The sequence below is a fragment of the Blastomonas natatoria genome (assembly GCF_003201955.1).
Lineage (GTDB): Bacteria > Pseudomonadota > Alphaproteobacteria > Sphingomonadales > Sphingomonadaceae > Blastomonas > Blastomonas natatoria.
Genome location: NZ_QJJM01000005.1, coordinates 1 through 15276, shown reverse-complemented (window position 1 = coordinate 15276; position 15276 = coordinate 1). Strand labels below are relative to the sequence as shown.

Sequence of the window (15276 nt, the reverse complement as noted above, 5' to 3'; positions counted from 1 at the left end):
CCCTCCTCTCCCCTGAAGGGGAGAGGGCATTTAACGACAGTTACCCCCATCACCTCTGCTCCAGCCAGTCGATCACCGTCTGCACGGGTTCGACATCGGCATATTTGATCTGCAGATCGGTGAGGTTCGCGAAGTGATAGCTTTCGTGCTTGTCCGCGCAGGTCTCGATCGGGACGATGGTACGATAGCCGTGGCTCAGCGCATCGACCGCCGTCGCGCGGACGCAGCCCGAGGTGCTGCCGCCCGTGACGACCACGGTGTCCACACGGTGGAAGGTCAGATAGCTCGCCAGCGGCGTCTCGAAAAACGCGCTCGGCATGCGCTTGGTATAGTGCAGGTCATCGGGTCCGAATTCGCAGCGCTGATCATAGGCATGGCGCTCGCTGTCATAGCGGATGTTCTGCAGGCTGTCGGGCGTGTTCGTCCGCGTGCCCCAGACGCCGGCGTCGGCAGCATCGTCCTTGTAGGCGACGCGCGTCCAGATGACCGGCATGCCCTTGGCGCGGGCGAGCCGCGAGATCGTGTTGATATGCTCGATCTGCCGGGGGTCGGTCTCATAGGCCGTCTTGAACATGTCGATCCTGGTATAGGCCTGCTGCACATCGACATTCACGATCGCCAGCTTGCTCCCAAAACCGAACTTGTTGCGCGCCGGATTGGCCATCACCGCCTCAAAAAGCTCGCGCGCGGTCTTGTCCTCGCGGATCATTCGGGTGCCGATAATCTCCATGTTTCCTCCATGTGGCAGCGCGATTCGAACCATAATCGCAAAAAAGGGCTTGTCGAGATGAATTTGTCCGGACAAATTAGGGCATGATCCGGATCACCCGCCACTATGTCGATGTGCCGCAGGCCGATGGAAGCCAGCGGCGCGTGCATTACCGACAGGCGGGCAGTGGCCCTCCCTTGCTGATGATCCACCAGAGCCCGCGCAACAGCGGCGAATATGGCCCGCTGATGGAACGCTGGGGCGAGCATTTCACCTGTATAGCACCGGATACGCCGGGCTTCGGCCAGTCCGACCCGCTGCCGGGCACGCCCGAGATCGGCGATTTCGCCGATGCGCTGGTCGCGACGATGGATGCGCTGGGACTGCCGCCATGCCCGGCTTATGGCTTCCATTCGGGCGGGATCATCCTGGTCACCGCGTTGAAGCGGCACCCTGAACGGTTCACTGGCCTTGCCATCGGCGGCTATGCGATCTGGACGCCTGAGGAGATGGCGCTGTTCGGCGAGCGTTATCTGCCACCTTTCGAGCCGTCATCCTATGGCGAGCATCTGGTCTGGTTGTGGAACCGGATGCTCGAGCAGAGCTGGTTCTTCCCCTGGTTCGATGTCCGCGATGCCGCGCGGTTGCCCGGCGCGCATGCCGATGTCGCGCGGATCGACATGGCAGTGCGCGAGATGCTCGATTCGGGCGCGGCCTATCGCGCGGGCTATGGTGCGGTGCTGCGCGCAGCCCGCGACATTCCGCCTGCCGATGCGGTGACGCCGGCGGTGCTGATCAGCGCCTATGACGGCGACCCGCTCCAGGCGCATATCGACCGGCTGGGGGACATGCCTGCGCAATGGTCGGCGGTGAAGTGCGCGAGCCCCGCCGATCATCAGGCACTTAGCCTCGATTTTTTGAAACGCCTGCCGCAGGCCGGTTCACCTGTACCGAACCAGTCTGGCGATGCTGGCTTTTTCCCTGTCGAGACGCCCGAATTCTCAGGGCTCATCCATTGGGACGGCGATCCTGATTCGGGCGTGCTGTATCTGCACGCACCGGGCGAGGAACTGCAGCGCGGCACCACCCGCGCATTGGCGATCGACCTGCCGGACCACGGCCTGTCCGATCGCTGGCCGGGCAAGGCTCCGACCGACTGGGCGCCATGGCAGCGGGTGATCGATGCGGTCGCCGCGCATTTCGCGCTGACCGATATCCGCCTGCCCGATGTGCCTGTTGGCGATGCCGAGCAGCTCTTCCCCGATCTTGCGCCCGACCGCTATGGCACGCACCTGATCCGTGCCTGGCAGATCGTGCGCGCGCGCCATTTCTTCCGCCCCCATCATGCGGTGGGCGCGGGCAATGCGATTGCCTTTGACCCCGATGCCATCCGCCCCGAATGTCTGGCAGGCGAACATCGCGCATTGCTGCGCGCAGGCGCGGCGCGGGCCTATTATCAAGCCATCATCGACCGATAAGGAGGAACAAGGCCATGGGTATTCGCGAGGACATGCCGCTGCTGGCACGGCACGAGGGCGTTTGGGACGGGGTCTATAGCTATTACAACGCCGCCGGCGACAAGATCGACGAGCATGCCAGCCGCCTGTTCTGCCGCTTTCCAGATGACGGGCCGTTCCCCTATCACCAGACGAACCATTACACATGGCCTGATGGCCGCAAGGACATCCGCGAATTTCCGGCCGAATATCGCGACAAGCGCGTCTGGTGGGACAATGACCTGATCGTCGGCTGGGCAGCCGAGGTCGGGCTCGACGAATACAGCCGCACGGTGATGCTCTACTGGCAGCGTCAGGGCGATCCATCGCTCTACCTCTATGAGATGATCCAGATTTCGGACGATGGCCAATCGCGCTGCCGCACCTGGCACTGGATCCGCGACGGCAAGCTGGAAACGCGCACCGCGATCCAGGAATCGCTGGTGAGCAAGGACTGGCGCGCGGTGGAAGCGGAGATGAACGCGAGTGCGGAGTGAGCCAAGACAATGCCCTCTCCCCTTTAGGGGGGAGGGTTGGGAGGGGGGACCGCGCCAACCTTGGCGATTGCTCCTCTCCCCCCGCCGCTGCGCGGCTCCGCCCTCCCCCCTGAAGGGGAGAGGGTGTTGATGACAACCCTGTTCGACCGTCTGTGGGACGCGCATGTGGTCGCGCCGCTCGATGGCGGTGCGGCGCTCATCGCGATCGACCGGGTGCTGCTGCACGAGCGCACCGGGGCGGCGGCGCTGAACGCGCTGAGCGAAGCGGGTCGAAAGGTGCAGGACCCGGCGCGTGTCTTCGCGATCATGGACCATATCGTCGATACCCTGCCCGGCCGCACCGACCGCACGCTGATGCCCGGCGGTCAGGCCTTCATCACCGAAACGCGCGCAGCAGCACAGGCGGCGGGGATAACCCTGTTCGATGTCGGCCATCCCGATCAGGGCATCATGCATGTAGTCAGCCCCGAACTCGGCATCGTGCTGCCCGGCCTCACGCTCATCGCACCCGACAGCCATACCTGCACGCAGGGGGCGCTGGGCGCGCTCGCCTGGGGCATCGGGTCGTCCGAGGCGGAGCACGCGATGGCCACCGGAACGCTGCGCCTCACCCGGCCAAAGTCGATGCGCGCCACTTTTTCCGGCCAGCTCGCCCCCGGCGTGACCGCCAAGGACATGATGCTGGCGCTGATCGCCGCGCATGGTGCAGGCGGCGGCGCAGGCCATGTCGTCGAATTCGCCGGAGAGGCGGTGACCGCGCTCGACCTGGAAGCGCGGATGACCCTGTGCAACATGGCGACGGAATTCTCCGCCTTTGCCGGTCTGATCGCGCCTGACGAGGTCACCTTCGCCTGGCTCAAGGGCCGCCGTTATGCGCCGCAGGGCGCTTCCTGGGACGCCGCGCTGGCGCAGTGGCGCGCGCTCCGCTCCGACGCCGATGCCGTGTTCGATGCCGAGATCGCGATCGACGCGAGCACCATCGCGCCGATGGTCAGCTGGGGTACCAGCCCGCAGGCGAGCGTGCCGGTGACCGATGCGATCCCGGCAGATGCTTCCTCGGCGATGCTCGACTACATGGCGCTGCAGGCCGGAGCGCCGCTGATCGGCACGCCTGTCGATGCTGCATTCATCGGCAGTTGTACCAATGCACGCCTGTCCGATCTGCGCCGCGCCGCCGCCCTGCTCAAGGGCCGCAAGGTGGCAGCGGGCATCCGCGCGATCTGCGTGCCCGGATCGAGCGCGGTCCGCCGGGCTGCTGAGGCCGAAGGGCTCGACCGGGTCTTTCTCGATGCCGGGTTCGAATGGCGGGAAAGCGGCTGCTCGATGTGCTTCTTTGCGGGTGGCGAGAGCTTTGGCGACGGATCGCGCGTGATCTCGTCGACCAACCGCAATTTCGAAAGCCGCCAGGGCCTGCGCGTGAAGACGCATATCGCCAGCCCCGAAACGGTGGCCGCGAGCGCGCTTGCGGGCGCCATCGCCGATGCACGGGACTGGGCGCATGGCTGAACCCTTCACCACGCTCACCGCCATCGCCGCGCCGCTGCTGCGCGACAATGTCGATACTGATGCGATCATCCCCTCGCGCGAGATGAAGAGCACAGGCAAGACGGGCCTTTCGGACGGGCTGTTTGCAGGCTGGCGCTATCTGGACGCGGCGCGCACGCCCAATCCGGATTTCGTGCTCAACCAGCCGGAACATGCAGGCGCGCGCATCCTCGCCTCGGGCGTCAATTTCGGCTGCGGGTCGAGCCGCGAACATGCCGTCTGGGCGCTCGCCGAATATGGCGTTCGCTGTATCCTGGCCCAGAGCTTCGCGCCGATCTTCCACGGCAACTGCATCCGCAACGGCATCGTGCCGGTGGTGCTGGACCGGGAGGCGATTGCAGCACTGGCGGGGCGCGAGGTTCAGGTCGATCTGCCCGCACAGACCGTGCGGTGCGCCGACCAGTGCTGGACATTCGCGATCGAGGCCGAGGCAAAGACGATGCTGCTCGAAGGGCTCGACGCAATCGACCTCAGCTTGAAGCACCGCGATGCCATCGCCGCGTTTCACGCGCGCGACCGGGCGCAGCGCCCCTGGGTCTATCTGGAGCAGAACCATGGCTGACATTCTCATCAGCGAAGTCGGCCCGCGCGACGGGCTGCAGAGCATCGACCGGATCATGCCGACCGAAGCCAAGAAGCGCTGGATCGCCGCGGAGGCCGCCGCCGGCGTGCGCGAGATCGAGGTCGGCAGCTTTGTCCCGCCCAGCCTGCTCCCGCAAATGGCCGACAGCGCCGAGATCGTGGCGTTCGCGTGCACCATCCCCGGCCTCAACGTCGTCGCCCTGGTGCCCAATGCCAAGGGGGCTGCCCGCGCGATCGAGGCGGGAGCGCATGCGATATCGATCCCGTTCTCGATGTCCGAAACGCATAGTCTGAAGAACGTGCGCAAGAGCCATGCGCAGATGCTCGAGGAAATCGCGGTCATTGCGGGGCTCGCGAAGGCGGCGCGGGTGCATTTCGCCGTTGGGCTGTCGACCGCGTTCGGCTGCACGATGGAGGGCCCGGTCGAAGAGGATCAGGTCGTGCGGCTCGCGGTGGCTTCGGCGGAGGCGGGGGCGCAGGAATTCAGCCTGTCGGACACCACCGGCTATGCCAATCCGGCGCAGGTCAAAAGGCTTGTGCGCGCGGTAAAGGCTGGAGTCGGCGCGGAGCGGATGACGACACTGCACCTCCACAACACGCGCGGGCTCGGCCTTGCCAATGCGCTGGCCGGGCTGGAAGAGGGGATCACCACGCTCGATGCGTCGCTCGGCGGGCTGGGCGGCTGCCCGTTCGCGCCGGGAGCATCGGGCAATATCGTCACCGAGGATCTGGTGTTCATGCTCGAGGCAATGGGCGTGAATACCGGGATCGATCTGAAGGCCTTGCTCGACGTGCGCGCCATCGTCGCAGAGGCGCTGCCGGGCGAGCCGCTCTACGGCTTCACCCCGGATGCCGGCCTGCCGCTGGGATTTGAAGGGATAGCAGCATGAATGGCCCGCAACCGCTCAGGAAACTCAAGGTCGTCGAATTCACGCACATGGTGATGGGCCCGGCGGTGGGCGCGATCCTCGCCTCGCTGGGGGCGGAAGTGGTGCGGGTCGAACCAATCGGCGGCGATCGCACCCGGCGGTTGATCGGATCGGGCGCGGGCTATTTTCCGATGTACAACCGGCACAAGGCGAGCATCTGTCTCGACCTCAAGTCCACCGATGGCCTTGGCGTGGCGCGCGATCTGGCGGCGAGCGCCGACATCCTTATCGAGAATTATCGCCCCGGTGCGATGGACCGGCTGGGCCTGGGCTACGAGGCGCTGAGCAAGGCCAATCCGCGGCTGATCTATTGCAGCGAGAAGGGCTTCTTGCCCGGCCCCTATGAGGAGCGGACCGCGCTTGACGAGGTGGCGCAGATGATGGGCGGCCTTGCCTATATGACCGGTCCGCCGGGACGGCCCTTGCGTGCAGGCTCGAGCGTCATCGATGTCACCGGCGGTATGTTCGGCGTTATCGCCATTCTCGCGGCGGCCGAGGAGCGGCACCGGACGGGGCGCGGGCAGAAGGTGCAAAGCTCGCTGTTCGAGACCACGATCTATCTGATCGGCCAGCACATGGCGCAACTGGCGGTAACCGGCAAACCGGCGGCGCCCATGCCCGCGCGGATCAGCGCCTGGGCGATCTATGACGTGTTCGAAACCGCCGACGACAAGCCGATCTTCATCGGCGTGGTGACCGACGCACTTTGGGAGAAATTCTGCGCGCTGTTCGGCCTCGACGATCTCTGGGCGGACGAGAGCATCCGCGAGAATACCGCGCGCGTGCTGGCGCGCGACCGCATCATGCCGCAGATCCGCGCGCTGGTGAAAGGCTGGAAGCGCGACGACCTGATCGCCAAGCTCGAGGGCACGGGGCTTCCCTTTGCGCCGATCGGGCGGCCCGAGGACATGTTCGACGATCCGCATCTGCTCTCCAGCGGCGGGCTGGAGCCGGTGACGCTCGCCGATGGCCGCGCCACCATGCTGCCGACGCTGCCGATCGAGATGAACGGTGCGCGTCCCGGCGGCGAGGCGGTTCTGCCCGAGGCCGGGGCGAATACGAAGGCGGTGCTGGCGGCTTTGGGCTATGACGAAGCGCGGATTGCGGCGCTGATCGAAAGCGGAGCGGTAGAGGGAGACGGGTGATGGGCGGAACAGCGAGATTTACCGTTCTCCGGCGAAAGCCGGAGTCCTGGGCAAGGTTGCGTCTGGCTGCTCTGTATTCCGGCCTTCATCGGAAAGCTGTCCGGTTTCTTGCATGTGTGGTCGTGTTCACCACCATCCCGGCCCACGCCCAGGATCGACCCGCCACCAGCTCGCCGGGCGTCGAAGCGCCTGCCGAGCGCCTGCCCACCGATATCCGCCGGGTCACGCTGATCGTGCGCGACATGGAGGCCTCGCTGAAGCTCTATCGCGATGTCGTGGGGCTGAAGGTCAATTACGATACGGTAGTGGAGACGAGCGGCGTTGCACTGCCCGCAGGCGAGCCGGGGGCCAGGGCGCGGCTGGTGCTGCTGAACAGCAACGATCCGTTCATCGGCTGGATCGGGCTGATGCAATGGATCGATCCGCCGTTGCCCGATCCGGGTCCCTACCCGAAGCGCATGGGTCCGGGCGGGCATGTCATCGTGATGAACACCGACGATGTCGATGGCCGCTGCGCCGCCGCCGCCAGGGTGCCCGGCGTCACGATGACCGCGCCGCCCCGGATGCAGGAATATCCCGGGCGGGGCGGCGGTCCCGTCATCCGGGTGCGCGGCTGCAATTTCTTCGATCCCGATGGCACATTGATCGAGATGAACCAGATCCTGAAATAGGTCTCAGACCGGCTCGCCCGCCGAGCGTGCCCGCTCGACCACGGTGCGTTCGGCCAGCGGCACCAGCCTGTAGGCAAAGGCCAGCAGGGCGAGGCCCACGGGGACGATGACAAGCACCGAGAGCACGCCGGTCGAGAGGCTGCCCGAGATCACCGACATCTGCCCGGCGAGATAGGGGCCGAGCGCGAGGCCAAACAGGGTGGTCGCAAGGAAGAAGGTGGCGGTCGCGGTACCGCGCATCCGGGGCATGACCAGATCCTGCGTCGTCGCTGCGGCTGCACCGAGCGCGGAGCTTGCGAACAGGTTGGCGAGCGAGGCGAAGACGGTGAAGCGGATGAAATCGCTGTCCGATCCGGGATCGCTCACCGTCGTGAAGGCGAGCAGCACCGGGATGACCGGGGTGATGAGGCCGAAGGCGATGACCATGATCCGCCCCGACTCGCTGCGCGCGCGAAGCCAGTCGGACATGCGCCCGCCCAGGATCACGCCCAGAAAGCCGCCGAGCGCACCGAAGCCGCCGATCCAGAATCCGATCTTCGCGGTCTCCTCGCCCAGCACCTGCGCGGCATAGCTGGGCCCGAAAGCGGTGGTGGCATAGGAGAGAAAGGCGACGCAGCCATAGCCAAGGATCGTGCACAGGAAGGCGGGCGATCCCCAGATCAGCGCAAAGGTGGGCTTGTCGCGCGCGCGCAGCGAGCTCGCCCAGGAGAAGACGGCATAATAGCCGATGGCGATGCACAGCCACTGCAGCGTTGCACCGGTGAGCGCGATCATGGCTGCCGCAATCAGTCCGAGCAGAACGAGCGCGCCGATATTGATCGCCAGCGCCGCCACGCCCCGCTGCATCGCGGCAAACACGGTGAACGGCGGGATGACCGCAAACAGCTCCTGCACGAAGCCCCGAAACGGCTCGGCTGTGGGCGGCGTGGGCAGGCCATCGACCAGCCCGCGCACCGGCTCGCGCAGCGTGGCGACCCAGGCCGCGAGCAGCAATCCGGGAACACCCACGGCGAGGAATGCCGCCTGCCAGCCGACCAGCCCGAGTGGCCCGCCGCCGGGATAGGCATTGTTCCAGCCTGCGACGATGAAGCCGCCGATCATCAGCGAGATGCCGCCGCCGAAATACAGCCCCGCCGAATAGATGGCGAGCGCGGTGCCACGCATGCGCTTGGGAAACATGTCGGAGATCAGCGAATAGGCCGAAGGGCTGGCGGTCGCCTCGCCGACGCCCACGCCCATGCGCGCGAGGCCCAGCATCGTGCCGTTCTTAGCAAAGCCGGACACGGCGGTCATCGCCGACCAGACGGCGAGGCCCACGGTCAGCAGCCGAACCCGGTGCCAGCTATCGGCGAGCCTTCCCAGCGGGATGCCGAACAGCGCGTAGAACACGGCAAAGGCGGTCCCGTACAGAAACCCGATATCGGCATCGTCCAGCCCCAGGTCGGCCTTGATGTCAGGCGCGAGGATGGTGATGATCTGCCGGTCGATGAAATTGAGCACATAGACGAGGAACAGGATGAAGAGGCCGTACCAGGCATAGGGCGAGGCTTTTGTGGCGGGCGATATGCCCGGCGCGGCGGTGTCCTGATGATCGTTCGGCCCTGCCATGCGCATGTCTCTCCCCGTTCGTGGCGTCTCTTGTGTGCGTCCTTGCCCTTGGCTAGCAGAGCCCCGAGGTGACGCAAGCGTCAAACGACCGGACGTGACGACCCAAAACAAGGGGCAAGGATTTGCAGACGCCATCAATCCTGTTTGTCTGCCTCGGCAATATCTGCCGTTCGCCGCTCGCCGATGGGGCGCTCAGGCACCGAGTGCGCCAGCTTGATCTTGGCTGGGCGGTGGATTCGGCGGGCACCGGCGGCTGGCATGCGGGCGATCCACCCGATCCGCGCGCGGTCGCGGTTGCACGGGCGCATGGCGTCGATATCTCCGGCTTGCGCGGCCGGCAGGTCGGGCCTCAGGATTTCGTGCGTTTCGATCTCATCCTAGCGATGGATCACGACAATCTGGCGGGCCTGCGCCGTATCGCTCCGGCAGACGCCCCCGCCGATCTGCGCCTCGCGCTCGATCTGGTCGAAGGGCGGCAGGGTCAGGCCGTGGCCGATCCCTATTATGGCGACGCGTCGGGCTTTCATGCCACCTGGGCTGATGCCTGCGCCATTGCCGATGGGGTTCTACGTCATTTCGGACGTGCGGGCTAAGCCGGGAACCCATCGACGCACCAGCCCGACCAGGGGCGAGATCAGCCATTCGGGTTCGCGCAGCGAAAGCCCCGCATCCAGCGGCCTGAGCGCTCTCGCCTCACGCAAGCGCAAGGTGCCATGACGCAGTGCGGGTTTGGCCAGCTTCCACCAAATGCGGCGGTATTCGCGCGCCACGAAGCGCTCGGTCGCAGGGTCGGGCGCTCCCTGTTCCAGAAAATGCCGGTGAAGCGAGGCAACGATCGCCAGAAGCTGGGCAAAGGTGGCCAGGTCCGGGACCGGCAGACCGTGCATCAGGTGGCGGACGACCAGGGTTGCGTGATCGCCGGCCCGATCGCCGAAGACCGGCCCGTAATTCTCCGCCAGCACTCTGGCGGCGCTCGCGCACATGATGTCCTCGAACCGCTTCGATGCGCCGCCTTCATGGCAGCGATAGATCAGCAGCGGCGTATCGATGCGCGCGATCGCCCCGAAGGCGCGAAGCCGGTGATAGAGGTCGAAATCCTCGGCATAGAGCACTTCCTGCCGCTCGAGCGGGTCGAGGCGGCGGGCAGCATCGGCGCGGAACATGACCGATGACCAGGGCAGCGGATTGCCGACCATCATCATCCAGTCGATGGCGCGCGGCGTGGTCGGCTCAATTCCGGGCCAGGGGTCGAGCCGACCGTCGCGCATCAGCCGGGATTCGGTCGCCACCAGCACGGTGCCCGGCCGGGCATCGAGATACTCGACCTGGCGGGCAAACCGATCGGGCATGCAAAGGTCATCCTGATCGAGCCCCACGATGTAGCGACCGCGTGCATGCGAAAAGGCGATGTTGCGAGCCTGTACGGGACCGCCATTCCGCTCGGCCCGGAAAAGGCGGATCCGCGGGTCGGTGAACTGCTGCAGCACCTGCCATGTCGTGTCGGTCGAACAGTCGTCCACGATCACGATCTCGAAATCGGTGAAGGTCTGCGCCAGCACCGATTCGATGGTTTCGCCGATCCAGGCCGCCCCGTTATACGCAGGCATGATCACGCTGACGATCGGCGTGCTCATGCCGCCCTCCGTGCCGCTGCCGCATTGGCCGCGATCTGGTCGACGATCAGCTGGCCCACATCGTTCTGCCAGAGCCAGAGGCCATTGGCCTTGCCCCGGAAGCTGCGTTCACCGCCGAGCCGGCCCTCGGGCACGAAACCTGCCGCAAGGCCGATGCCGAACGCGCCGGAAAGCGGTTCGCCTGCAGCATCGATGATCCGGCACTGCTGGTCCGTGAGCCGCGGGCGCCCCGGCGCATCGGCAGACAAGGCCAGCCGGCTGCCATCCGCTGCAAAGAACGGCAAGCCATGGGGACGATAGCCCAGCGCACCGATCACCACATCGGATGCTTCGAGCATTTCGGCGGCCTCCGCATCCCGCGACCCGTCAAGATGCAGCAGCCTCATCCGCGGATCGGGTGCCCGGCCTCCCACGCCCAGCATCCGCAGCACCAGTTCGCGTGCCTCCAGCCGGAACCCGGCCAGGCGATAGACAAAACCGCTCACCGGGCAGATATCGTCTTGGGCAAAGTCGGTGAACCCGTCAGCCAGCGCCGCCTCGGCGGAGGGGTAGAAGGGCCGCAGCGGCTGGCGGTGGAGCAGGGTCACGGCTCCAGCGCCCAGGGCAAGATCCGATTTGAGCAGCAGCGCTGCCGATGCCAGCGCGCTCGTCGATGCGCCGACGATGGCGATGCGCGGGGCAGGCGTACCGGCCAGCCGCTCGCGCAGCCGTTCGATCCCGCCCAGCCGCAGAAAGCGGTCGGAAGGCAGCAGCCGATCGCCCAGCCGCTGGCCCAGAGCCATGCCCGCAACCTCGGCAGCAGCGACATCCTCGGGCGCCTGATAGCCGCCAGTGGCGAGCACGATATGCCGCGAAAGCAGCACCTTCTCTGCCCCGGATACGGCATCGCGCACCCTTGTCTGCCACAGGCCGTTGGCCGTCTGCCGCGCGTCGATCGCCTCGTGCTGCATCAGCAGCATGCCGCCATGCGCGGTCACCACCTGTCCGATCCGCTGGCCCAGACCGTCCAGAAAGCCGCCGGTGCGCGCCAGCGGCACGCCCAGGCGCCCGGCATGGCGCGCAATCTCGCGGCCGGCAGGGTGATCGACCAGGGCTGCAATTTCGGGATGCGGATTGTCCTTTGCAGCCGACAGGAAGGTCTCGGCCGTGCTGTCCGATGTGATCGCATAGCTGTCGAGCTGGCCACCGCCTAGGCGGGCGCTGCGTTCGATCACAACGAGCCCGCTGGCCAGATCGGGCAGACGGCCCTGCTTGCTCGCTGAAATCAGCATCGCTGTGCCTGCAGGTCCGCCGCCGATCAGCACGGTTTCGTGGACGAGCGGCGCCTGCGGCTGGGCTGGCAGAAGCTGGCGGGCACAGGCCATGCGCAGCGCGCGGGCGACGCGGTCGACATCCTCGACCGTCATGGCATCGCTGATCGGGAGCGACAGCATTCGGCCGCCGATCGCATCGGCGATGCTGGTCGGCTGAATGATGCAGCTCTGCTGGAAATAGGGCTGCTGGGCGAGATGGGGGCTGAAATAATGGCCTGATCCGATCCCATGCGCCGCAAGATCGGCCATGATTGCCGCCCGATGCGGTGCCATGGCTTCAGGCAGCAGGACCGGCATGAACTGGGGTATGGCCGTGGCCATCGTCACCTTCTGCGGGGTGACCAGACCGTCCAGCACCGCCCTGTAGCGATCCGCGAGCGTGATGCGATGCTCGGCGATATCGCTGATCGTCGCGAGCCGGGCCAGGGCCAGCAGGCCGAGAATTTCAGGAAGCTTGGCGTTCATGCCGGGCTGCAGTGCAGAACGGGCGTTGCCGAAGCCGTAATTGCTCATGGCGCGCATCTCGGCAATCTGGCCGGCGTCTGCGCTGTAGATCAGTCCGCCCTCGGCCGTGGCAAACGGCTTGGTGGCATGCATCGAGAAGACGGTGGCGAAGGAAGCGCTGCCGCCAAAGCCCATGCCGTTCGAATCGCGATTGCCCAGCGAAGCCGCTGCATCGACGACGATTGCCGCCCCTGTTTCGGCGGACAGACGGGCATAGCGATCCGTGTCGATGCCGGTGCCGAACGTGTCATAGGGCACGATGACGGCGATGCGGTCGCCATATTGGCGGAGCGCATCCGCTTCGGCTTCTTCCGAAGCCGCCCAGTCATCGGGGTCGCTGTCGATCAGCAGCGGCGTCAGCCCGGCCCAGATTGCCGCATGCGCTGTCGCGGCAAAGGTAAAGCTCGGCATCATGGCCAGATCGCCTGCATGATGCCGGCGGGCATGGCGGATTGCCAGCATCAGGCCGACCGTGGCGCTGGGCACCGCGAGGCAATCACCCTGACCCTGATAGAGCTGCTCGACGATGGCCGATTCGAACCGGCGCACCACCGGCCCGCCATTGGTGTAGATCCCCGAGGCTTCGATCTCGGCGATGGCTTCGATCAGGGTACTGAGCCTTGGCGGGCGCGCGGCGATCAGGGGAAGGTCATGAAGTGCAGATGCGGGCATGGGGGCTCGCTTGTCTTGAAGGGGTGCAGCGAGCAGTCTTATGTCAGTATAATCTCAACAAATTGCGAATTTGCGCTCTTGCCGGTTCAAGACAAGGACACGTATCTGCAAGTTCATGCAGGTACAGGGCGGCGCAATTGTAAAACCGCTGCTTTGCGCATCTTGCGCGAAGCGAGCCGTTACAGACAGCGCGGACCATCAGCCGGGGGCAAGCTCTTCCATGGCTGGCGGTTGACGTCGCAACAGGGCGATGGCGTCGGCCAGCATCCTGGGTGCCAGAATGCGCAGCAGCAGGACATAGCTGAGCACCCCGATTGCGGCGAGCAACGCGAGGCGCATCATGATCTCGGGAAGGCCGTTGTCGAGCGTTCCTGACAGGCCGATTCGCATCGTCCAGACCATGGCGGCCATGGTGCCCGCCGCTCCCACGCCCGGTGCGCAGGCCAGCAGCACGTCGCGAACCCGTACGCCGATGACCGGGCACGACTGCCAGAGGTTGAAGAGCAGCACCAGCGGCATGCCGATCACCCAGCCAAGCGCCAGCCCGGTGACGCCGAACTGGACGCCCACCAGAAACACCAGCGGCATCAGCGCGGCACCGAAGGCGGACGAGCGCACCGTGATTCGTGGATGACCCAGGGCATTGACCGCAGGATGGATCAGCACATGCAGCGTCATGAACGGCATGGCGAGCGCGAACATCTGGACCAGCGGCACCATCTCCACCCATTTGGGGCCGAACAGGGTGTAGACCGCCTCGGGCGCAGTGACCGCGAGCCCTGCATAGACCGGGCAGCAGATCAGCATGATGAGCGCGATGGCCTTGAGAAAGGCGGGACGCAGCCGGTCCGGCTCGGATTGCAGCCGCGCATAGGCCGGGAAGGCGACCTCGTTGAGCGGCGGAATGACCTTGGACGAGAACAGCTGCGCGAGGAACAGCGCCTCGGCATACAGGCCCAGCGCGTGTGGATCGAGGATGCGGCCGGCAATCAGCACATCGGCCTGGGTCTGAACGCTCCAGAGCAGATGGCTGACCAGCATGGCGCTGCCAAAACCGATCATCGCACGGGTACCCCGGAAGTCGAAGCTCGGCCACACGACGAATCGCTGCGCAATGCACAGTCCGATCGCGCGAGACCAGACCATCGAGGTCGGTGCCGCCACCAGGGTCCACACGCCCCATCCGGCAAGCGCGCAGACGATCGAGGTGGTTGCGCAGACAAAGGCGGAAATGAAGTTGACGATCGCAAGGCGCTTGAAATCGAGCGCGCGGCTCATCAGCACTTCGGGTACGGCCATGAATGGTGTCGCCAGATACATCACTGTCTGCCAGCGCAGCAGGTCGGCCACCTGTGGCTGGCCGTAATAGGCCGCGATGGCCGGCGCAGCGGCGAACTGGATGGCGGCGATGCCAAAATTCAGGATGAGCAGCAGGCCGAACGCCTGGCGGACGCGAAAGCGGTCGATCTGCTCCTGCTGGATCAGCGAACTGGCAAAGCCATAGCCATTGAGAAAGGCGAGCATCACCATCACGACCTGGGTCATGGCGAACAGGCCGTAATCAGCCGGGTCGAGGATTCGAATCACTGCCAGCGTGGTCGTCCACATCACCACCTGGCTGACGATCTGGCTGCCCGAACGCCAGAAAACTGCGGATCTCACGCGGTTTGCAAAACCCGAATCCGTGATTCCCGCGGCTGTATCTTCCACCATAAACCCTATCATTCCTGTGCGGGGTGCTCGTTGGCAAGGCCAAGATGCCTGGCTGAAAGCCCCGTTTTTCCGAGGTCTAGCCGCAAATCCCCAAAAATTTTGAAATAAAATTGCAAAAAGGGTTTGACCCGACTCGATCCGATCCATAGATGACGCCTCACCAGACGGGACGCGGCGCTGACGCATCGCTCTTCATCTGGTCGCCAACATAATCGGATAGCCATTCCCTCGGTTTAAAGATCGGGGCACATTGGTTGT

General features: G+C 65.5%; 13 protein-coding genes. 8 read left to right on the top strand and 5 right to left on the bottom strand.

Annotation, left to right across the window (positions count from 1 at the left end; all coding sequences use genetic code 11):
- Positions 1 to 49: 49 nt before the first annotated feature.
- The gene (locus C7451_RS07175; RefSeq protein WP_110298299.1) at positions 50 to 730 is read right to left on the bottom strand and encodes an isochorismatase family protein; all 681 of its coding nucleotides are present in this window, start codon (positions 728 to 730) and stop codon (positions 50 to 52) included.
- Between the two features lie 83 nt (positions 731 to 813).
- Between C7451_RS07175 and C7451_RS07170 the strand changes: the two genes are divergently transcribed.
- The 7 genes from C7451_RS07170 (at position 814) to C7451_RS07140 (ending at position 7574) form a co-directional block, all read left to right on the top strand.
- Positions 814 to 2187: an alpha/beta hydrolase gene (locus C7451_RS07170; protein ID WP_110298298.1), complete on the top strand. Its 1374-nt coding sequence runs from the start codon at positions 814 to 816 to the stop codon at positions 2185 to 2187.
- 14 nt (positions 2188 to 2201) lie between these two features.
- Positions 2202 to 2702, top strand: a complete 501-nt coding sequence (locus tag C7451_RS07165) for a DUF3598 domain-containing protein (RefSeq protein WP_110298297.1) — start codon at positions 2202 to 2204, stop codon at positions 2700 to 2702.
- A 129-nt stretch (positions 2703 to 2831) separates the two neighbouring features.
- Entirely contained in the window at positions 2832 to 4208 is a 1377-nt protein-coding gene (locus C7451_RS07160) for a 3-isopropylmalate dehydratase large subunit (protein WP_208625159.1), read from the top strand.
- A complete protein-coding gene (leuD, locus tag C7451_RS07155) occupies positions 4201 to 4809 on the top strand; it encodes a 3-isopropylmalate dehydratase small subunit (protein WP_244181720.1) in 609 nt (202 codons plus the stop codon). The genes C7451_RS07160 and leuD overlap by 8 nt, the downstream gene beginning before the upstream one ends.
- On the top strand, positions 4802 to 5719 hold the full coding sequence (locus tag C7451_RS07150) for a hydroxymethylglutaryl-CoA lyase (RefSeq protein WP_110298295.1): 918 nt from the start codon (positions 4802 to 4804) through the stop codon (positions 5717 to 5719). The genes leuD and C7451_RS07150 overlap by 8 nt, the downstream gene beginning before the upstream one ends.
- Complete coding sequence (locus C7451_RS07145) at positions 5716 to 6903, top strand: CaiB/BaiF CoA transferase family protein (RefSeq protein ID WP_110298294.1); 1188 nt, start codon at positions 5716 to 5718, stop codon at positions 6901 to 6903. Before C7451_RS07150 ends, C7451_RS07145 begins: the two co-directional genes overlap by 4 nt.
- A 122-nt stretch (positions 6904 to 7025) precedes the next feature.
- Complete coding sequence (locus tag C7451_RS07140; protein ID WP_167398465.1) at positions 7026 to 7574, top strand: VOC family protein; 549 nt, start codon at positions 7026 to 7028, stop codon at positions 7572 to 7574.
- 3 nt (positions 7575 to 7577) lie between these two features.
- Here C7451_RS07140 and C7451_RS07135 read toward each other — a convergent pair whose 3' ends face one another.
- Complete coding sequence (locus C7451_RS07135) at positions 7578 to 9182, bottom strand: spinster family MFS transporter (RefSeq protein WP_110298292.1); 1605 nt, start codon at positions 9180 to 9182, stop codon at positions 7578 to 7580.
- Between the two features lie 122 nt (positions 9183 to 9304).
- On the opposite strand from C7451_RS07135, the gene C7451_RS07130 reads away from it, so the two are divergent.
- Complete coding sequence (locus C7451_RS07130) at positions 9305 to 9775, top strand: low molecular weight protein-tyrosine-phosphatase (RefSeq protein WP_110298291.1); 471 nt, start codon at positions 9305 to 9307, stop codon at positions 9773 to 9775.
- On the opposite strand, the gene C7451_RS07125 is transcribed toward C7451_RS07130, so the two are convergent.
- From C7451_RS07125 to C7451_RS07115, 3 genes are all read right to left on the bottom strand, one after another.
- Positions 9749 to 10816, bottom strand: coding sequence for a glycosyltransferase family 2 protein (locus C7451_RS07125; RefSeq protein WP_110298290.1), 1068 nt, complete (start codon positions 10814 to 10816; stop codon positions 9749 to 9751). The genes C7451_RS07130 and C7451_RS07125 overlap by 27 nt on opposite strands.
- Positions 10813 to 13305, bottom strand: a complete 2493-nt coding sequence (locus C7451_RS07120) for a DegT/DnrJ/EryC1/StrS family aminotransferase (protein ID WP_110298289.1) — start codon at positions 13303 to 13305, stop codon at positions 10813 to 10815. The genes C7451_RS07125 and C7451_RS07120 overlap by 4 nt, the downstream gene beginning before the upstream one ends.
- A 198-nt stretch (positions 13306 to 13503) precedes the next feature.
- Positions 13504 to 15018 (bottom strand): lipopolysaccharide biosynthesis protein, encoded by a 1515-nt coding sequence (locus C7451_RS07115; protein ID WP_110298288.1) that lies wholly within the window; start codon positions 15016 to 15018, stop codon positions 13504 to 13506.
- Positions 15019 to 15276 lie beyond the last annotated feature (258 nt).